The sequence below is a fragment of the Salinicola tamaricis genome, assembly GCF_003006155.1.
GTDB lineage: Bacteria > Pseudomonadota > Gammaproteobacteria > Pseudomonadales > Halomonadaceae > Salinicola > Salinicola tamaricis.
In genome coordinates, this window is the sequence record NZ_CP023559.1 from 955,961 (window position 1) to 973,708 (window position 17,748).

Genomic DNA, 17,748 nt, shown 5'->3' on the forward strand with positions numbered 1-17,748 from the left:
ACAACAGCGAGCCCCGCCACCATGCTGCAGAAACTCTCCCGCCCCGCGGTCAAACTGGTCGAGCGCTACCTGCCCGATCCCTATATCTTCGTGCTGCTGCTGACGCTGGTCGCCGCGCTGGCGGCGATGCTGTTCGAGCAGCAGTCACCGCTGGCGGTGATGCGCTACTGGGGCGACGGCTTCTGGGGGCTGCTGGCGTTCTCGATGCAGATGCTGCTGGTGCTGGTCACCGGCTTCATGCTGGCCAGTTCGCCACCGGTCAAGCGCCTGCTCGACGCCCTCGCCGGCCTGGCCCGCTCCCCCGGCAGCGCGATCGTGCTGGTGACCCTGGTGTCGCTCGCCGCGAGCTGGATCAACTGGGGCTTCGGGCTGGTGATCGGGGCGCTGTTCGCCAAGGCGCTGGCGCGCCGGGTAAGGGTCGACTACCGCCTGCTGATCGCCAGCGCCTACTCCGGCTTCGTCGTCTGGCACGGCGGCCTGGCGGGCTCGATTCCGCTCACCATCGCCACCCCGGGCCACTTCAGCGAGGCCCAGATCGGTATCATCCCCACCTCACAGACGATCTTCTCGCTCTACAACCTGCTGATCGTCGGGATCCTGTTCGTGGTCATGCCGTTGATCAACCGCTGGATGCTGCCGGACGAGCAAGAGAGCGTCTACGTCGAGCCGTCCCAGCTCGCCGAGCCCGACAGCGCGCGGCCGACGGACAATACGCGCCCCGCCGACCGGCTCGAGAACAGCACCCTGCTGTCGTGGCTGGTGGGCATCCCGGGGCTCGTCTACCTCTTCCACTACTTCGTCTTCGCCGGCGGCGGGCTCAACCTCAACAGCGTCAACTTCCTGTTCCTGTCGCTGGCGATCGTGCTGCACCGCACCCCGCGCAGCCTGCTGACGAGTCTTCAAGAGGCGATCAAGGGCGGTGCCGGCATCGTCATCCAGTTCCCCTTCTACGCCGGCATCATGGGCATCATGATGGGCTCAGGGCTGGCGCAGTCGCTCTCCGAGATGTTCGTCGCCATCGCCAGCGCCGATACCCTGCCCTTCTGGTCGTTCATCAGCGCCGGCGTGGTCAACCTCTTCGTGCCCTCCGGTGGCGGCCAGTGGGCGGTGCAGGCGCCGGTGATGCTGCCCGCGGCCCAGGCGCTGGGCGCCGACGTCGCGCGGGTGGCGATGGGCGTGGCTTGGGGTGACGCCTGGACCAATCTGCTGCAGCCGTTCTGGGCTCTGCCGGTGCTCGCCATCGCCGGGCTCAACGCCAAGGACATCATGGGCTTCTGTCTGATCCAGCTGGTGGTGACCGGGGTTATCATCGGGTTGGGTCTGACCTTCTTTTAGGCCCCGTTCGAAAAGGACTACGCTCGGCAATACGGCGTTAAAAATCGGCTCAAGATGCTCATTTACACCCTGTAAACTCCGCTCTTTCGCCGATTTTTGCCTTGTCTTGCCTTCGCTCGTCAGCTTTTCAAATAAAGCTCATGCCCATAGGTATCGTGTCTGAACGCACCGCAATACGGGCAGTCACGCCTGATCTGTGGTACATCTGGCCCACGACAATGCTGGGTCAGACAACGCCGAGGACACCGTGACGCCCGACGATTTTCCGCGACAGCACGAGCTGTCGATGACCGTGCTGATGACCCCCGACATGGCCAACTTCAGTGGCAAGGTACATGGCGGGGCGATCCTCAAGAAGCTCGACGAAGTCGCCTACGCCTGCGCCAGCCGCTACTCCGGCAGCTATGTGGTGACACTGTCGGTGGATCAGGTGCTGTTCAAGCAGCCGATCCATGTCGGCGAGCTGGTCACCTTCCTCGCCATGGTCAATCATGTCGGTCGCTCGTCGATGGAGATCGGCATCAAGGTGCTGGCCGAATCGATCCAGGAACATGTGATTCGTCACACCAATAGCTGCTACCTGACCATGGTGGCGGTGGACAGCGCCGGGCACCCGGTCGAGGTGCCGCCGCTGGCGTTGAAGACCCCGTTGCAGAAGCTACGCTTCGAGAAGGCCGCGATGCGCAAGAAGCTGCGCAAGCAGGAAGCCGAAGAAGAGCGCAACGCCATGACCGCCTACCGCCAGGGCCATCACGACGTGTGAGCCCGGCGGCGGCACCGACAAGGAAGTCCGATGCCCGCAAGCGCGCCCCACGCCGCACCCACCAAGCGTCCGATCAGCCGCGTCAGCGAACGCCTGCTGCTGGTCTGGGACATCGCCGTGGTGGTGCTGGTGGCCATCAACCTGGCCCTGCTGCTGTTCGACAGTCTCTATCTGATCCCGCCGCTCAATGAAGCCTTCGAGGCGCTGGCGCCGGGGCTCCACCACGCCTATCAGGTCAATGTGCGCGAGCACTTCTTCCGTATCGATCTGTGCTTCGTGGCGATCTTCATTCTCGATGTGCTGCTGGGCTGGATCATCGCCATCGCCCAGCGGCGCTACGCACGCTGGTTCTTCTACCCCTTCGTGCACTGGTACGACGTGCTCGGCTGTATCCCGCTCGCCGGGTTCCGCCTGCTGCGCGTACTGCGCGTGGTGTCGCTGCTGATCCGGCTACAGCGGCTGGGCGTGGTCGACGTGACCCGCTGGCCGCTCTACCGCTTCTATCGCACCTACTATGGGGTGGTGATGGAGGAGCTCTCCGACCGCGTGGCGATCAAGCTGCTGGGGGATATCCAGCACGAGATCGCCCAGAGCGAACACCTCACCCGGCGCGTCTCCGAGGAGGTGATCCAGCCACGCAAGGCGGCCCTGGTGAGCGAGATCGCGGCACGCCTGGAGCGCACCATCGACAAGAGCTACGCCGAGAACCATCGTCAGGTTCACCGCTACGTCTCGGCGCTGGTCGCGCGCACCTTGGAAGAGAACGCCGAGCTGCGCCGGCTCAAGCGGCTGCCCATGGGCGATGCCGTGGCCGAGGGGCTCGAGCGCAGCCTCGACGATATCGCCAATCGAGTGGTGCACGAGGCGATCGACGGCCTGCGCTCGCCGCACTTCCACTCGCTGCTGGCGGATCTGGTCGGCAGCGGTATCGACGCCTGGCTGCGTGTCGACAAGACCACCGATCAGGTCACCCAGCAGGTGCTGATCGACGTGCTCGAACTGCTCAAGCAGCAGGTCGCGGTGCAGCGCTGGAAACTCGAGATGGACCCGGAGCGCACCATGCGCGAGCGCGACGCCGCACGCCAAGCTGCCGGCGAGCAGCGCTAGGCACGCCGCCAGCCAACGTGGGCGAGATCTGGCAACGCGGGGGGCAAAGGGCCGCTGTCCAGGGCGCACGCGTCGCCCTCGACTGGGGATGGAGGAATCAGAGAGTCGGGAGAGCGACCTACTGCGGATCGCCGGGACGCCCGACCATGCGCCTCAGGGTATCGTCACGACGTCCGAAGTGGTGATGCATCGCCATCGCCACATGCCCCAGGATCATCAGCGTGATCAGCCAGGCGATCGGCTCGTGGACCACCCCCAGCGCTGCTGCCCAGGGTACGTCGGCGCCCGGCACCAGCACGCTGCCGAAAGCGTGTACGCCGTAACCGGAGCCCCAGGTCATGAGCACGCCGGAGAGTGGCATCATGATCAGCAGCGCATACATCAGCACGTGCGCCCATACCGCCAGCCGCTGAAGGCTGCCATCGTGAACCGGACGGTGCCCGAGCTGCGACAGCGCCCACAGCGTGCGGATCGCCATCAGCGCGAGCACGCTGACCCCAATACTGGTGTGCCACGGCAGAATCATCTGACTGAAGGCATTGCCATCCCACACTTCGTGCAGGAACACGCTGGAGAGCTGGACGATCACCAGCGCGGCCACGACCCAGTGCAGAAAGCGGGTCGCAGAGCCGTACACCTGAGGGGAGTCCTGCAGCATGGTGGGTATCCTCTGTGGGGTAGTGTGTCGTCTGATCGCGGCGGCGTGCGGGTCACGCGCGCTCGCTGACCCGCAGCACCGTATAGGGGGCCTCGCAGGCGTGTCGCTCGTCACGCGCATCGATCGAGCCCAGGGCCATGTCACGGTCGTTGTCGTAGGCTACGAAAAGCCGCTCGCGATCGATCACCGCCAGCCCCTCCGCCTTGTGCTCGAACGTCAAGACCTCGCCGTGGACATCTTCGACGATGGCCGGCGCCGCGCCCGCGACGAAGTCGTCGAGCGACAGCGCCCACAGGTAGCCACCGATCGTGGCAGCCGTAGCCTCTTCGATCTCGAAGCTCGCCATCAGATAGAGCCGCGCATGGTAGGGGTCGTACTCCAGGCTGGAGAGCCCGCAGACATGCCGCACCCCGGCGTAGTCGCCGGGCTCGAAGCGATAGCGCTCGCACAGCTCGTCAACGAACTCGAGATTGTCATCGGCGCCGATGCGGTAGTGAGCGCCCACCACGCGGCAGACGTAGTCGAAATCGTCATGGGCCTGGCCCTGCTCGCGCACCCCGAACAGCAGCAGGCCGTCGCTGTCGGGTGAGGCCTGCGCCGGTGGCACCGCGGCCAGCCCCTCGATCTTGTAGTAGGGCAGGCCGATCGCCGCATCGAGCTTGCGCCGCAGCTCCAGCGAGCCCTCGACGCCGTCCCGCGGGTCGGGGTCGACCACCCGCACCCGCTCGGGCTCGCCCACCGGCCAGATCAGCAGATGGTTATAGGGATTGAGCGCATGGCTGTCGACGGCAATCCGGTCGAAGCCGGTGGTCGCCAGCACGTGGCGGCCGTCGACGGTGAGCGCGAAGTCCTCGTACTTGATCGCGTTCTTGATCGCCGCGGCGTTCAGATAGACGAGCGAGTCGGGCTGCGGGCAGGCGTCATCATCGAGCGTCACGGCAAAGGCTGCCGAGCGCGTCTCGCCGGGGATCGGCTTGTCGCTGGCCAGGATCAAGCGGCGGCCATCGAACACCGCCGCCGACACCTCGACGTTGACCAAGTCGCCGTCGGCGTCGCGCAGCCCCGGCGGAAAGCAGTCGAGGGTGCCGGAGGCGACGATCTCGGTGCGTAACATTGCACGCTCCTGTCGGTGTCGGAGAGTCATCTCGGCGCGGCCTCAACCGCAGGCGAGCGAGAGAATCCGGCGCTGGTCGTCGACCCGGATATCCAGCCGCCCGGGGCGATGATCCATGGTGACCTGCTCGTCCGGCTGGATCACGCGGATCTCGTCGGCACGCGAGCGATCCTCGATCCAGCGCCGGGTGGTCTCGTCGAGAATCTGGCCGTTCATGCTGCCGACCGCCTGCGCTCCGCAGCTATCCGCGGGCAGCGGCTCCATCATCGGTGGCGGGGGCGGTGCCTCGTCAGCGCCGGCGCGGTGCTGCAACCGCCCAGAAGCAGGCTGCCGATCAGTAGGGTCGTGGCGGGAATCTTCATCGACATCTCCTTTGTACAGGGGAAAAGCGTCCTTGATTGGCTCCAGATTAGCACCTGCGACGCGGGAGAACAGCGGTTGGTCGCTCGGCGGTCGGCCCGCTAGACTCTGCTGAGGCGTGGCGCGGTGTGCCCCGCGCCCATCGACAATGATATCGATGACGACCACGATATCGGCGACATCGACAATGACGACAACATCGGCGCGCCGCCACGGCCGCCCAGCCAGGGACGACATCATGCGCAAGTTACTCGCCATCGGCCTCGCCGCCGCCACCCTCACGGCCGCTACCGGCGCGGCCCAGGCCGCCGACGCGCCGATCCGCGTCGCCTCCAAGATCGATACCGAAGGATCGCTGCTCGGCAATATGATCGTCGAGGTACTCGAGAACGCCAAGCTGCCGGTGGAGAGCCGCCTGCAGCTGGGGCCGACCAATATCGTGCGCCAGGCGCTGATCTCCGGCGATATCGACCTCTACCCCGAGTACACCGGCAACGGCGCCTTCTTCACCGATACCACCGACGATCCGGCGTGGAAGAACGCCGCCGAGGGCTACGCCAAGATCCGTGAGATGGATCTCAAAGAGCATCAGCTGGCATGGCTGACCCCGGCCCCCGCCAACAACACCTGGGCGATCGCGGTACGCCAGAACGTCGCCGATGCCAACGACCTCTCCAGCATGGCCGACTTCGGGCGCTGGGTGGACAACGGCGGCGAGGTCAAGCTGGCCGCCTCGGCGGAGTTCGTCGAGAGCGACGCGGCGCTGCCCAGCTTCCAGCGCGCCTATGACTTCACCCTCGACGAAGATCAGCTGCTGGTACTCTCCGGCGGCAATACCGCGGCGACCATCCGCGCCGCCGCCGAGGGCACCAGCGGCACCAACGCCGCCATGGTCTACGGCACCGATGGCGCCATCGCCGCCGCGCAGCTCAAGGTGATGGACGATCCCAAAGGGGTGCAGATGGTCTACGCGCCGGCGCCGGTGGTACGCGAGTCTGTGCTCGAAGCGCACCCGCAGATCGCCGAGCTGCTCGAGCCGGTGTTCGAGTCCCTCGATCGCGAGACCCTGCAGCGCCTCAACGGCAAGATCCAGGTCGACGGGCTGCCGGCCAAGCAGGTGGCGCATGACTATCTGAGTCAGCAGGGCCTACTGGACTGAGTCCGGCATGCCTCGGGAACACACCCCGCGTGTGATCGGCAATCGGGTACTGCTGACCCTGTGGCTGGCCGCGGCCATTGGCGTGGCGCTGCTGCCGTTCGCCACGCTCTCGCCCAACCGGCTGGTCTCGGGCCAGCCGGTGATGTTATGGCAGGCGCTGCCCGGCTGGCAGCTCGGCGGGCTGGGGCTGATCGCGGCGGGGCTGCTACTGGCCGCGCTGGCGCGCGGAATGACGCCGCGCGTCGCCTGCTGGCTGGGGCTGGCGCTGACGCTGCCATTGCTGGGGCTAGCCCTGTTCGCTCTCGGCGACTATGCCCAGCGCGCCTTGGCCGAGGCTTCCCCCGCGCCCGGGTTTCCCAGGGCGGCGCTTTCTGGCTGCTGCTGCTGGCGGCGGCGCTGATCGCCGTGGATGCACTGCAGCGTCTGCGTCTAGGCATGTTGTCGCGGGCGCTGTTCGCGCTGCTGGCGCTGGGTCTGATCGGCGCCTGCCTGGCGAGCGACCTGCTCGCCCCGCTGTCGCTGATGCGTGAGTTCGCCAACCAGCGTGACATCTTCGTCGCCCAGGGCCTGCGTCACCTGGCCCTGGTCGGCGGCGCGCTGCTGCCGGCGCTGGCCCTGGGGTTGCCGCTGGGCCTCGTGGCGACCCGCAGCCGGCGCTGGCGCGACGGCCTGTTCAGCGTGCTCAACGTGTTCCAGACACTGCCTTCGATCGCCGTGTTCGGGCTGCTGATCGCACCGCTGGCGGCACTCGCCCACGCGGTGCCGTGGCTGGGCGAGCTGGGTGTCAGCGGCATCGGGGTAGCGCCGGCGATCATCGCCCTGGTGCTCTACTCGCTGCTGCCGGTGGTGCGCAATACCTACGCCGGCCTTGCCGGGGTGCCGGCGACGACGCTGGAGGCAGCCCGCGGCATGGGCATGACCTCGCGCCAGATCCTGTGGCGGGTGGAGCTGCCACTGGCGCTGCCGGTGATCCTGTCGGGGCTGCGTATCGTTACCGTGCAGGCGATCGGTCTCACCGTGGTGGCGGCGCTGATCGGCGCCGGCGGCTTCGGCGCCTTCATCTTTCAGGGCCTGGGGCAGTACGCCATCGACCTGGTCCTGCTCGGCGCCATCCCCACCATCGTGCTGGCGGTGATCGCCGACTTCCTTCTGCAACTGCTGGTGGCCGCGAGCCGCCCGCCCGGCACCCGTTGACCCGGGGGAACCCCATGATCGAACTGCAAGGGCTGACCAAGACCTACGCCGGCAAGCGGGTGGTCGACGACGTCTCGCTGACGCTTCAGAGCGGCGAATTCGGCGTGCTGATCGGGCCTTCGGGCTGCGGCAAGTCGACCACGCTGAAGATGATCAACCGCCTGATCCCGCTGAGCGAGGGGCGCATTCTGATCAACGGCGACGACGTCACCCAGCTGCCCGTGGAGCAGCTGCGGCGGCGGATCGGCTACGCCATCCAATCCACCGGGCTGTTCCCCCACTGGAGCGTGGCACGCAACGTGGCCACCGTGCCGCAGCTGCTGAAGTGGCCCAAGGCGCGTATCGACGATCGGGTCGATGAGCTGATGACGCTGTTTCAACTCGACCCGGCCGAATTCCGCGACAAGTACCCCCACCAGCTCTCCGGCGGCCAGGCGCAGCGGGTCGGGGTGGCCCGGGCGCTCGCCGCCGACCCCGAAGTCCTGCTGATGGACGAGCCCTTCGGCGCGGTCGACCCGCTCACCCGCGAGACGCTGCAGGCGGAGATGAGGCGCGTCCACGTCCAGACCGGCAAGACCATCGTCTTCGTCACCCACGACATGGACGAGGCGCTGGCCCTGGCCACGCGTATCGCCCTGCTCAACGGCGGCCGTCTGGTGCAGTACGAGCGCCCCATCGAGATGCTGGTCGATCCCGCCGACGACTTCGTGCGCGAGTTCATCGGCCAGGCCGATCTGGGTCTCAAGTTGCTGTCGCGACGCTTTGTGCACCAGTACCAGCGCCGCGCCCGACTGGCGCCGGAGACCGGGCTGGAGCGTCTCGACGAGCACGCCTGGCTGGTCGACGCCGAGGGCCGCCCCAGCGCTCTGGCCGGGGCGCGGCTGGATGACGCCGACGCCATCACCCGGGTCAAGCCCGAGTGGATCGCCACCCCGGAGATGAGCATGAAGGAAGCGCTGTCGCGGATGGTGTGGTACCGGGTGACCGCGCTGCCGGTAGTGGACCGCGACGGGCGTCTGATCGCCGAAGTGGGCATGCCCGGGGTAATGGGCATCGAAGGCGACGGCGTCGCCAGCGAGGCGGCGTCATGAGCGTTGCCGCCACGCGCTCGGGGCGGCTGCGTCGCGTTGCCGCCGGCAACCTCACGCTGGCGCTGCTCGCGCTGCTGCTGGTGGGGCTGACGCTGGGTATGGGCCAGTTGGAACCGCTGTTCCGGGCGCTGTTTCCCGATCTCAGCCAGCCGCTCTACAGCCGCGACAGCTTTCTCAATCTGATGCTGGCGCATATCGGCCTGGTGCTGGTGTCGTCGCTGATCTCGGTGAGCGTCGGCGTGGCCGCCGGGCTCTTCGTCACCCGCCCCGCCGGGCGCGAGTTCGAGCCCATGGTGTCGTCGCTGGCCGCGATCGGGCAGACCTTCCCGCCCGCGGCGGTGCTCGCCATCGCCGTTCCGCTGGCCGGGTTCGGCTTCACCCCCACGATCATCGCGCTGTCGCTCTACGGCCTGCTGCCGGTGATCCAGAACACCATCGCCGGGCTCGGCACGGTCCCCGCGAGCACTCGCGAGGCGGCGCGCGGCAACGGCATGAGCGCGTGGCAGATCCTGTGGCGGGTGGAACTGCCGCTGGCGATGCGGGTGATCATCGCCGGGATTCGAGTGTCGGTGATCATCAACATCGGCACCGCCACCATCGGCTCCACCGTCGGCGCCAAGAGTCTGGGCACGCCGCTGATCGCCGGCCTGGTGGGTAATAACCTGGCCTACGTGATCCAGGGTGCGCTGCTGGTGGGCCTGCTGGCGATCGTCACCGATCTGGCGTTCGAGCGCCTGGAGCGGCGCTACACCTTCGGCTGAGGCAGGGCCGCAGCGGAGTCGAGCTCGGCGGCGACCTGCTTGCGCAGCTGGCGCAGGAAGGCCGCCAGCGCCGGGGAGTCGTGCAGCGGCTTGCGCCGCAGAACGCCGATCTGGCGCGGCTCGCGCAGCGCCACCGGCAGCCGTGTCATGTCGCTCAGGTCGAACACCGCCACGCTCGAGGCCGGCAGCAGCGCAAAGCCCAGCCCGGCACGCACCATGGCGATCGCCGAGCTCATGAAGCTCAACTCCCAGCTCGGCGCCCGGGTCATGCCGGCGTCGCGCAGCGCCAGCTCGGCGAAATGGGCGCGCTCGACCCCGGCGCCATGGCGATGTCGGGCATCTGCGCCAGGCCGTACCAGGGCGACTCGCTGGCCCGCACCACCCGCGGCGGGTGATCAGGATCAGGTCGTCGTGGAACAGCGGCTCGAAGTCGAGTTCATGATCGTCGCCCAGCGGCGAGGCCAGCCCCATCTCCACCTCGCCGCGGCGCACCCAGTCATCGACCTCACCGGCAAGGCCGTCGCGCAGGCTCAGGGTGACCCTGGGTGGCGCTTGCGGAAGGCGGCGATGGTCCGCGGCAGCAGCGACGAAGCCACCGAAGGTAGCCCCGCCAGCGCCAGGTGCCCCTGGGCCAGCTGGCGCACGTTCTGGGTATCCTGCAGCGCCAGCGCCATGTCGGCGAGAATCCGCCGGGCGTGCCCCAGAAAGAGCTCGCCGGCTTCGGTCAGCAGCACCTTGCGGGTGTTGCGGGCGAACAGCTCGACCCCCAGTTCCCCTTCCAACTTTCGTATCAGGTAGCTCAGCGCCGGCTGGGTCAGGTGGATCTCCCGCGCCGCCCGGGTGAAGCTCGCCAGCTCGGCGGTCAGCACGAAAGCCCGCAGCTGTCGCTGGTGGAACATGGCGCACTCACTCAAGGATTTTTATCAATTCATAAGATATATGGTTTTGCCTGATGAGGACACGTCGGGCCATGGTCGGCAAAACGCTATCAGCAGGAAGCTCCCATGCTCGACTCTCCCTCGCCGCCTACAGGTACAGGCCCTGCCTACGTCGGCTGCGGCGCCGGTTTTGCCGGTGACCGCCCCCGCGCCGCGGTGGCGCTGGTCGAGGCGCTGGCCGCCTGCGACGGCCCGCGCTACTGTTCTTCGAGCTGCTCGCCGAACGCACCCTGGCCGAGGCGCAGCTACGCCGACTGAGCGACCCCGAGCGCGGCTACGCCAGCCAACTGTTCGCCTTCTCGAGCCGGTGGTGGCGCGCTGCCTGACCCTGGGCATCCCGATCATCACCAACGGCGGCGCGGCCAACCCGACAGCGGCGGCGCGGCGGCTGCGCGATCAGTTGCAGGCCCAGGGGCTGACGGCACGCATCGCCTGCGTGCTCGGCGACGACCGGGTCGGCGAGGCCGCCGACGCCGATTGGCTGCCCACCGACTGCCCGCGCGACGAGATCGTCTCGTGCAATGTCTATATCGGCGCCGAGGCGGGTGGCCCAGGCGCTGGCCGAGGGGGCTGACATCGTGATCGGCGGGCGCCTCGCCGACCCTTCGGTGGTGGGGGCATGCGCCATGCCCACGGCTGGGCCGGTGATGACTGGAACAAACTGGCGGTGGCCACCGCCGCCGGCCATCTGCTCGAATGCGGCACCCAGGTCAGCGGCGGCTACTTCGCCGACTCCGCCCACAAGTCGGTGCCCGACCTCGCCCATCTCGGCTGCCCGATCGCCGAGGTAGATGGCGATGGCAGCCTGGTGATCACCAAGGTGCCTGGCAGCGGCGGTGGCGTCAGCGAGCGCACGGTCAAGGAGCAGCTGCTCTATGAGGTCCACGATCCGGCGGCCTACCTGACCCCTGACGTCACCCTCGATCTCTCCGGCGTCCGCCTGGAGACCCTGGGCCCCGACCGGGTGGCGGTGCGCGGCATCATCGGCCATCCGGCGCCGGCCACGCTCAAGGGCAATCTCGGTCTGCGCGGGCTGTGGTTCGGCGAGGCGGGTATCTCCTATGCCGGCCCCGGGGCGGGGGCCGGGTGCGCTGGCGCTGGAGATTCTGCGCCAGCGGCTGGCCGAGGAGACCCCGGCGCTGACGCCACATTTCGATGTGATCGGCGTCGCCAGCCTGTTCAACGACGGCGACGGTACCTGGCTCGAGCAGGCATTGGCGGCGGCCCCGGAGGTCGCTGACGTACGCCTGCGCCTGGGGATCGTCGACACGCGACCGGGAGGCGATCGAGCGCGCCCTGCAGGAAGTCGAGGCGCTCTATCTCAACGGCCCGGCCGGCGGCGAGGGGTCCGCCGCCAGCTCGGCGAGTCGCTGCGCACGCGCGCCTTTCTGATCCCGCGCGCGGGTCACCCCCTATCTGACATGGCACTGAGGAGCCCCCGCATGCATCCGGAGATTCTACTTGCCGATGTCGCCCACGCCCGCGCCGGCGACAAGGGCAACACCCTCAACGTGGCGGTGTTCGTGTTCGACCCGGCGCACTACGCCTGGCTGGCGCGCAACCTGACCGAAGCGGTGGTGGCTGAACGCTTCGCCCATCGCCGCCCGCAGCAGGTGACCCGCCACTGTCTGCCCAACCTGCACGGCATGAACTTCGTCATCGACGGCGCCCTGGAAGGCGGGGTCAACCAGAGCGCCACCCTCGACCGCCACGGCAAGAGCCTCAGCTATCTGCTGCTGGGGCTGCGCTTGCCATCGCCCGCGACCTGAACGGGCACCCCGATACACGCCAACTCACGGAGCCACTATGATAACAACGCTCGGATTCGTGATGATGCTGGGCATCATCGCGCTGATACTGCTCAAGCGGCTGACCCCCGTGGTCGCCTTCGCCCTGGTGCCGGTCGCCGCCTGTCTGCTGGCCGGTTTCTCGCCGGCCGAGATCGGCGGCTTCATCAAGTCCGGCCTCACCGCGGTCGCCCCCACGGCGACGCTGTTCATCTTCGCCATTCTCTACTTCGGCATCATGCGCGAGCGCGGCCTGTTCGATCCGCTGGTCAATTTCCTGATCCGGCGCACCCGGGGCGAGCCGCTGCGGGTTGCCATCGTCACCGTGCTGGTGGCCGGCATCGCGCATCTCGACGGCGTCGGCGCAGCCACCTTCCTGCTCACCATTCCCGCCTTCCTGCCGCTCTATCAGCGTCTGCGCATGAGCCCGCTGATCCTGCTGTGCCTGGTCGGGCTGACCGCCGGGGTAGTCAACATGGTGCCCTGGGGCGGGCCCACCGCGCGTGCCGCGGCCACCTCGGGGGTAGACGCTTCCGCCCTATGGCTGCCGCTGGTGCCGGTGCAGGCGCTGGGGATCGTGCTGCTGCTGGGCCTGGCCTGCCTGTTCGGCGTGCGCGCCCAGCGCCGGCTACGCGCCGAGGGCCACACCGCCGGCGGCGACATGTCGGCGTACCTGCTGCCACCGCGCGACACCGCGCTGGCGCTCGACGACTGGCGCTACTGGGCCAACGTGGGGCTGACCCTGATCATTCTGCTGATCCTGTTCACCGGCGCCTTCCCGCTCTACGCCAGCTTCATGGTCGGGCTCGGCATCGCCCTGCTGCTCAACTATCCGCGCCCGGACGAACAGGGGCGCCAACTGGCGCGTCACGCCAACGATGCGCTGCAGATGGCGCTGGTGATGCTGGCGGCGGGGATTCTGCTCGGGATTCTGGCCGGCGCCGGCATGTCCGAGGGCATGGCGGGGGCGCTGATCGCGCTGCTGCCGGCGGGCTCCGCCGGGGTGCTGCATCTGATCGTGGGGTTCTTCGGCGTACCGCTGGGGATGCTGTTCTCGCCCGACGCCTACTACTTCGCGCTGATGCCGATCGTGCGCGACATCGCCACCGCCGCCGGCGTGCCGGTGGACGCGGTGGCCCGCGCCATGCTGATCGGCGAGAACACCGGCTTCAGCATCAGCCCGGTGGTCCCCAGTGTCTATCTGGCGATCGGGCTGGCCCAGGTCGAGCTGCGCGAGCACCTCAAGTTCACCTTCCTGTGGGCCTGGGGCATCGGCATCGTGCTGCTCGCCTTCGCCTGGGCGATCGGGGCCATCGGTGGCTAAGGCCACGCCCCCGGGCGGCGTCCTGGTGGCGCTGCCCGGCACGCTGCTGCCACCGACGATCTTCGAGGGGGTGGCGCTGCCCGACGGCTGGCGCTGGCACGGCGTCGACTGGCTCGGCGGCCCCGGTGACGGCGAGCTGACCCCGCCGCCGCCGAGCTCTGCCGCCACTGGCCACCAAGCGACACCGCGCCGGCGCTGCTGGTGGGCCACTCCGCCGGCGGCGTCATCGCGCTGCAGCTGGCCGCCGCCCTGGGCGCGCGTCTGGCCGGGCTGGTACTGATCGACACCGGCGCCAGCGCGATCAACCACGGCGACCCGCAGTTGCCCCAGCGGCTGCGTGAGCAGTGGGGCGAGGCATTCATCGAGGCCTTCCTGCGCCGCTGCGTGGGCGAGGCGGCGCTGGAGAGGCATGGCGAACGGCTGCGCCACTACGCCCGTACCTGCAACCCCGAGCGCGCCTACCGTGCCATGTGCAGCCTGCGCCGGCTCGATCTCACCGCGCGGCTGAGTGAGATCCGCTGCCCCACCCTGGTGGTGCATGGCGACCGCGACCCGGCACGTACCTGGCAGCACGCCATGGCACTGGCCGAGGGCATCGCCGACGCCTGCCTGGTGCGGCTCGACGCCGGCCATACCCCGATGCTCGACTGTGCGGGACCGCTGTCGCAGGCGCTGGGCGACTTCCTGACTAGCCGAAATACTGGGCGCCATTGATATCGACAATGCTCCCCGAGACAAAGGCGGCGCCGTCACTGGCCAGCCACAGGGCAGCCGAGGCGACGTCTTCGGGCACCCCGGCTCGCCCGGCGGGAATCCCGGCGATGGTATCGCGCTTGGAGGCCTCACTGGTGAAGGTCGCGTGGAACGGAGTGGCTTCGATAAAGCCCGGCGCCAGGGCGTTGACGGTGATGCCACGCCCGGCGACCTCCTTGGCCAGCCCGCGGGTGAAGCCGAACAGCGCGGCCTTGGCGGTAGCGTAGGCGGTGGCACCGGGGTGGCCACCGTTGCGCCCGGCCAGCGACGACAGCGTGATGATGCGCCCGCCCTCGGCGCCGAATAGTGGCAGCAGGTAGTGGGTCATCAGAAACACCGAGTCGACGTTGAGTGTCTGCACCTGACGCCACAGGGTATAGGGCATCTCCTCGATGCCAGCGCGCTGCACCAGACCACCGGCGTTATTGATCAGAATATCGACCCGGCCGCACTCGTCCAGCAGCCAGCCGGCGAAGTCGGCCACCGCCGCCTCGTCGGTGACGTCGAGCGCCCGTGCCAGGGCCGGTTCGCCACCGCTGGCGGTGAGCCCCTCAAGCGCCGCGGCATCGGGCTGATGCGTACGATAGGTGATCACCACGCGGGCCCCGGCCGCCGCCAGCGCGCGGGCGATGGCATAGCCGATTCCCACACCGCCACCACTGACCACGGCGATACGGCCCTGCAGCTGCGATTCAGACATCGGGTTCCTCCTGGAAGAGACAGTGGTATGACAGCGATGGCACGCCCGGGAGGCGAACGTCACGCGTCTGCAACAGGAGTCAGGATAGCGCCAGATGGGATAAGCGATGTCGGCCGTTGTCGTGTACGACCTAGGCGTCAGTGATCAGGCGCAGCCACAGTGCCGGGCTGGCGCCACCGCGCGCCTGGGTGTCGATCCAGCCGGCGGCTTCGAGCTCGGCGGCGGCGCGCCTGACCAGCGCGTGCTCGATGCCCAGATGACGCGACAGCTGGGCGCTGGATAACCCTGCACGAGACAGCTCTGAACTGGGCTGCGCTGAATGGGCACTGTCAGGACTGGCCAGCTCCGCCCTCTTCCCCGGGCCGGCGCCGCGCAGCGACGCCAGCAGCAGTACCGCCAGCGGGTCGAGCTCGGGGTGTGCCGCCTGGAGCGCCGTGAAGCGACGCTCGAGGGCGGCGACATCGAGCTCGGGTTGCCCGCGCTCAGGCAAGGCGCGCGCTCGCTGCCAGACGCACGGCGACCGACTTCGATGCCGGCGTGTGGCTCTGCTCGCCCTTGTGATCGAGCGGGATCAGCGGATTGGTCTCCGGATAGTAGGCAGCGGCGCAGCCGGCGGGCGTGTCATAGGCGACGATCTTGAAGCCGTCGGCACGCCGTATCACGCCATCCTCGGACTCGCCGATCAGATCGACCCACTGCCCGGCGGCGAAGCCCAGCCGCGCGATATCCTCCTGATTGAGGAAGATCACCCGGCGGCCGTTCTCGATGCCGCGGTAACGGTCATCGTAGCCATAGACCGTGGTGTTGTACTGGTCGTGGGAGCGCATCGTCTGCAGCGTGATCCAGCCCTCCCGGGCGGCGAGGCGTTGGTGCATCACCTCGCCCGGCAGCGCGTCGTCGGAGAACTCCGCCTGACCGCTGGCGGTGTCGAACTGCGCCGCGCCACAGGATTGGCCAACCAGAAGCCGCGCGGCGCACGCACCCGGGTATTGAAGTCGTCGAAGCCGGGGATCACCGCGGCGATGTGCTCGCGAATGCGGTCGTAATCCTCGCGCAGCGTTGCCCACGCCACGCTGTCCTTGTCTCCGAACAGGCGCTCGGCGATACCGGTTAGGATCGCCACCTCGGAGCGCAACGCCTTGTCCGCCGGGCGATTGATGCCCGCCGAGCCGTGCACCATGCTCATCGAATCCTCGACCGTGATCAGTTGCGCCTGACCCGCCGCGTTGCGATCGATCTCGCTGCGCCCCAGGCACGGCAGGATCAGCGCCTCGCGCCCGGTGATCAGATGGCTACGGTTGAGCTTGGTACTGATGAAAGCAGTCAGCGCGCAGTTGGCCATCGCCTGCTCGGTGACACCGCTGTCGGAGATGGCGCGGGTGAAGTTGCCGGCCAGGCCAATGAAGACCTTGCCCGGCTGGTCGCGCATCGCCTTGACCGCGGCCACTGAGTCGACCCCGTGATGGCGCGGCATGGGGCGCTGATAGTAGGTCTCCAGTGCATCGAGCAACTCATCAGCGGGTTTCTCGAAGATCCCCATGGTGCGGTCACCCTGGACGTTGGAGTGGCCACGCACCGGCGAGGTGCCGGCGCCGGGCTTGCCCAGGTTGCCGCCCAGCATCAGCAGATTGACGATCTCGCGCACGGTGGCCACCGAGTGCACGTGCTGGGTGATGCCCATGGCCCAGCAGGCGATGGTGGCACGCGAGCGGGCATAGAGATCCGCGGCCTCGCGCATTTCACGCTGAGACAGCCCCGACTGAGCCTCGAGTTCGGCCCATTCGGTGGCCTCGACCCGGACCCGGTAAGCCTCCAGATGCGCAGTGTGCGCGGCCAGGAAGGCGTGGTCGAGCACGGCTTCACCGGCGGCATCGCGCTCGAACAGCGCCTTGGCCATGCCGCGCACGGCGGCCATGTCACCGCCCAGCTTGGGGCGGAAGTAGAAGGTGCTGATGCGATGGCTGCCGTTGTGCAGCATCTCCATCGGCTTCTGCGGGTCGGCGAACTTCTCCAGACCGCGCTCCTTGAGCGGGTTGAAGGAGACGATGGTGGCGCCGCGCTCGGCCGCTTCGCGCAGCACGCCGAGCATGCGCGGATGGTTGGTGCCAGGGTTCTGGCCGAACACGAAGATCGCCTCGGCGCGCTCGAAATCCTCCAGCCGCACGCTGCCCTTGCCGGTTCCCAGGGCCGCGGTGAGCGCCACACCGCTGGCCTCGTGACACATGTTGGAGCAGTCCGGCAGGTTGTTGGTACCGAAGCGCGCGCGCCAGCAGCTGGAACACGTAGGCCGACTCGTTAGCGGCCTTGCCCGAGGTATAGAAGATAGCGTCGTCGGGGGTCGGCAGCGCCTTGAGTTCCTGTGCTACCAGTGCGAGTGCGTCCTCCCACGCGATCGGCTCGTAGTGATCGGTCTCGGCGTTGTAGCGCATCGGCTCCACCAGCCGCCCCTGATCCTCGAGCTGGTAGTCGTCCCAGGTCTTGAGTTCGCTGACGCTGTGGCGCGCGAAGAACTCGCGCGTGACGCGCTTGGCGGTGGCTTCCCAGGTCACCGCCTTGACCCCGTTCTCACAGAACTCGAACGACGAGCCGTGTTCCGGGTCGCCCCAGGCGCAGCCGGGGCAGTCGAAGCCGTCGGGCTGGTTGAGCTTGAACAGCGAGCGCGCGTTGAGCAGCGGCGAACGGCTGTGCCACAGATGCTTGCCCA

Annotated in this window: 22 protein-coding genes and 2 pseudogenes; 15 read left to right on the plus strand and 9 right to left on the minus strand. The window is 68.2% G+C overall.

The genetic code is table 11. From position 1 onward, the window contains the following. Positions 1 to 21: 21 nt before the first annotated feature. The 3 genes from CN538_RS04290 (at position 22) to CN538_RS04300 (ending at position 3,205) form a co-directional block, all read left to right on the plus strand. The gene (locus CN538_RS04290) at positions 22 to 1,335 is read left to right on the plus strand and encodes a short-chain fatty acid transporter (protein WP_106418660.1); all 1,314 of its coding nucleotides are present in this window, start codon (positions 22 to 24) and stop codon (positions 1,333 to 1,335) included. Between the two features lie 286 nt (positions 1,336 to 1,621). Beyond that, a complete protein-coding gene (locus CN538_RS04295; RefSeq protein ID WP_051896374.1) occupies positions 1,622 to 2,098 on the plus strand; it encodes an acyl-CoA thioesterase in 477 nt (158 codons plus the stop codon). Positions 2,099 to 2,128: 30 nt separating this feature from the next. Then, positions 2,129 to 3,205, plus strand: coding sequence for an ion transporter (locus CN538_RS04300; RefSeq protein ID WP_207233632.1), 1,077 nt, complete (start codon positions 2,129 to 2,131; stop codon positions 3,203 to 3,205). 118 nt (positions 3,206 to 3,323) lie between these two features. Here the strand turns inward: CN538_RS04300 and CN538_RS04305 are convergent, their stop codons facing one another. From CN538_RS04305 to CN538_RS24955, 3 genes are read right to left on the minus strand one after another with little or no spacing between them, the layout of a single operon-like run. Beyond that, on the minus strand, positions 3,324 to 3,863 hold the full coding sequence (locus CN538_RS04305; RefSeq protein WP_164999505.1) for a cytochrome b: 540 nt from the start codon (positions 3,861 to 3,863) through the stop codon (positions 3,324 to 3,326). Between the two features lie 52 nt (positions 3,864 to 3,915). Next, the gene (locus tag CN538_RS04310; protein WP_106418662.1) at positions 3,916 to 4,977 is read right to left on the minus strand and encodes a hypothetical protein; all 1,062 of its coding nucleotides are present in this window, start codon (positions 4,975 to 4,977) and stop codon (positions 3,916 to 3,918) included. A gap of 42 nt (positions 4,978 to 5,019) precedes the next feature. Further along, entirely contained in the window at positions 5,020 to 5,595 is a 576-nt protein-coding gene (locus CN538_RS24955; RefSeq protein WP_106420545.1) for an I78 family peptidase inhibitor, read from the minus strand. Between CN538_RS24955 and osmF the strand changes: the two genes are divergently transcribed. Genes osmF through CN538_RS04335 form a run of 5 tightly spaced genes read left to right on the plus strand, consistent with a single transcriptional unit; the run spans position 5,576 to position 9,542 of the window. Next, positions 5,576 to 6,496, plus strand: coding sequence for a glycine betaine ABC transporter substrate-binding protein OsmF (gene osmF / locus CN538_RS04320; RefSeq protein ID WP_106418663.1), 921 nt, complete (start codon positions 5,576 to 5,578; stop codon positions 6,494 to 6,496). The two genes, CN538_RS24955 and osmF, sit on opposite strands and share 20 nt — an antisense overlap. Positions 6,497 to 6,503: 7 nt before the next feature. Further along, positions 6,504 to 6,896, plus strand: a complete 393-nt coding sequence (locus CN538_RS21950) for a hypothetical protein (RefSeq protein WP_242495562.1) — start codon at positions 6,504 to 6,506, stop codon at positions 6,894 to 6,896. A 5-nt stretch (positions 6,897 to 6,901) separates the two neighbouring features. Further along, the gene (locus tag CN538_RS04325; protein ID WP_242495563.1) at positions 6,902 to 7,690 is read left to right on the plus strand and encodes an ABC transporter permease; all 789 of its coding nucleotides are present in this window, start codon (positions 6,902 to 6,904) and stop codon (positions 7,688 to 7,690) included. 14 nt (positions 7,691 to 7,704) lie between these two features. Continuing rightward, positions 7,705 to 8,781, plus strand: coding sequence for an ABC transporter ATP-binding protein (locus tag CN538_RS04330; RefSeq protein WP_106418664.1), 1,077 nt, complete (start codon positions 7,705 to 7,707; stop codon positions 8,779 to 8,781). Further along, on the plus strand, positions 8,778 to 9,542 hold the full coding sequence (locus CN538_RS04335; RefSeq protein ID WP_106418665.1) for an ABC transporter permease: 765 nt from the start codon (positions 8,778 to 8,780) through the stop codon (positions 9,540 to 9,542). Before CN538_RS04330 ends, CN538_RS04335 begins: the two co-directional genes overlap by 4 nt. On the opposite strand, the gene CN538_RS04340 is transcribed toward CN538_RS04335, so the two are convergent. Then, entirely contained in the window at positions 9,527 to 9,901 is a 375-nt protein-coding gene (locus CN538_RS04340) for a LysR substrate-binding domain-containing protein (RefSeq protein WP_340638317.1), read from the minus strand. The genes CN538_RS04335 and CN538_RS04340 overlap by 16 nt on opposite strands. Before the next feature lie 171 nt (positions 9,902 to 10,072). After that, positions 10,073 to 10,441, minus strand: a complete 369-nt coding sequence (locus CN538_RS04345; RefSeq protein WP_106418667.1) for a LysR family transcriptional regulator — start codon at positions 10,439 to 10,441, stop codon at positions 10,073 to 10,075. Between the two features lie 105 nt (positions 10,442 to 10,546). On the opposite strand from CN538_RS04345, the gene CN538_RS20795 reads away from it, so the two are divergent. The 7 genes and pseudogenes from CN538_RS20795 (at position 10,547) to CN538_RS04365 (ending at position 14,305) form a co-directional block, all read left to right on the plus strand. Beyond that, on the plus strand, positions 10,547 to 10,738 hold the full coding sequence (locus CN538_RS20795) for a hypothetical protein (protein ID WP_207233633.1): 192 nt from the start codon (positions 10,547 to 10,549) through the stop codon (positions 10,736 to 10,738). 19 nt (positions 10,739 to 10,757) lie between these two features. Continuing rightward, a pseudogene (locus tag CN538_RS24080) lies at positions 10,758 to 11,054 on the plus strand (acyclic terpene utilization AtuA family protein); the annotation flags it as partial. After that, a pseudogene (locus CN538_RS21955) lies at positions 11,002 to 11,504 on the plus strand (acyclic terpene utilization AtuA family protein); the annotation flags it as partial. The pseudogenes CN538_RS24080 and CN538_RS21955, both read left to right, overlap by 53 nt. 37 nt (positions 11,505 to 11,541) lie before the next feature. Beyond that, positions 11,542 to 12,249, plus strand: coding sequence for an AtuA-related protein (locus tag CN538_RS21960; protein ID WP_242495851.1), 708 nt, complete (start codon positions 11,542 to 11,544; stop codon positions 12,247 to 12,249). Positions 12,250 to 12,286: 37 nt separating this feature from the next. Then, the gene (locus CN538_RS04360; RefSeq protein ID WP_106418668.1) at positions 12,287 to 13,591 is read left to right on the plus strand and encodes a CitMHS family transporter; all 1,305 of its coding nucleotides are present in this window, start codon (positions 12,287 to 12,289) and stop codon (positions 13,589 to 13,591) included. Beyond that, positions 13,584 to 13,871 (plus strand): hypothetical protein, encoded by a 288-nt coding sequence (locus CN538_RS19760; protein WP_129591293.1) that lies wholly within the window; start codon positions 13,584 to 13,586, stop codon positions 13,869 to 13,871. Before CN538_RS04360 ends, CN538_RS19760 begins: the two co-directional genes overlap by 8 nt. Further along, on the plus strand, positions 13,793 to 14,305 hold the full coding sequence (locus tag CN538_RS04365; RefSeq protein ID WP_164999507.1) for an alpha/beta fold hydrolase: 513 nt from the start codon (positions 13,793 to 13,795) through the stop codon (positions 14,303 to 14,305). Before CN538_RS19760 ends, CN538_RS04365 begins: the two co-directional genes overlap by 79 nt. Here CN538_RS04365 and CN538_RS04370 read toward each other — a convergent pair. The 4 genes from CN538_RS04370 to CN538_RS24965 form a co-directional block, all read right to left on the minus strand. Then, the gene (locus CN538_RS04370) at positions 14,280 to 15,044 is read right to left on the minus strand and encodes an SDR family NAD(P)-dependent oxidoreductase (RefSeq protein ID WP_106418670.1); all 765 of its coding nucleotides are present in this window, start codon (positions 15,042 to 15,044) and stop codon (positions 14,280 to 14,282) included. The two genes, CN538_RS04365 and CN538_RS04370, sit on opposite strands and share 26 nt — an antisense overlap. 130 nt (positions 15,045 to 15,174) lie before the next feature. Beyond that, positions 15,175 to 15,534: a MarR family transcriptional regulator gene (locus tag CN538_RS04375; RefSeq protein WP_106418671.1), complete on the minus strand. Its 360-nt coding sequence runs from the start codon at positions 15,532 to 15,534 to the stop codon at positions 15,175 to 15,177. Further along, positions 15,527 to 15,919 carry a molybdopterin dinucleotide binding domain-containing protein gene (locus CN538_RS24960; RefSeq protein WP_340638262.1) on the minus strand — a complete coding sequence of 131 codons (393 nt, stop codon included), beginning with the start codon at positions 15,917 to 15,919 and terminating at the stop codon, positions 15,527 to 15,529. Before CN538_RS24960 ends, CN538_RS04375 begins: the two co-directional genes overlap by 8 nt. Beyond that, the gene (locus CN538_RS24965; RefSeq protein WP_340638263.1) at positions 15,919 to 17,268 is read right to left on the minus strand and encodes a molybdopterin-dependent oxidoreductase; all 1,350 of its coding nucleotides are present in this window, start codon (positions 17,266 to 17,268) and stop codon (positions 15,919 to 15,921) included. The genes CN538_RS24960 and CN538_RS24965 overlap by 1 nt, the downstream gene beginning before the upstream one ends. Between the last annotated feature and the right edge of the window lie 480 nt (positions 17,269 to 17,748).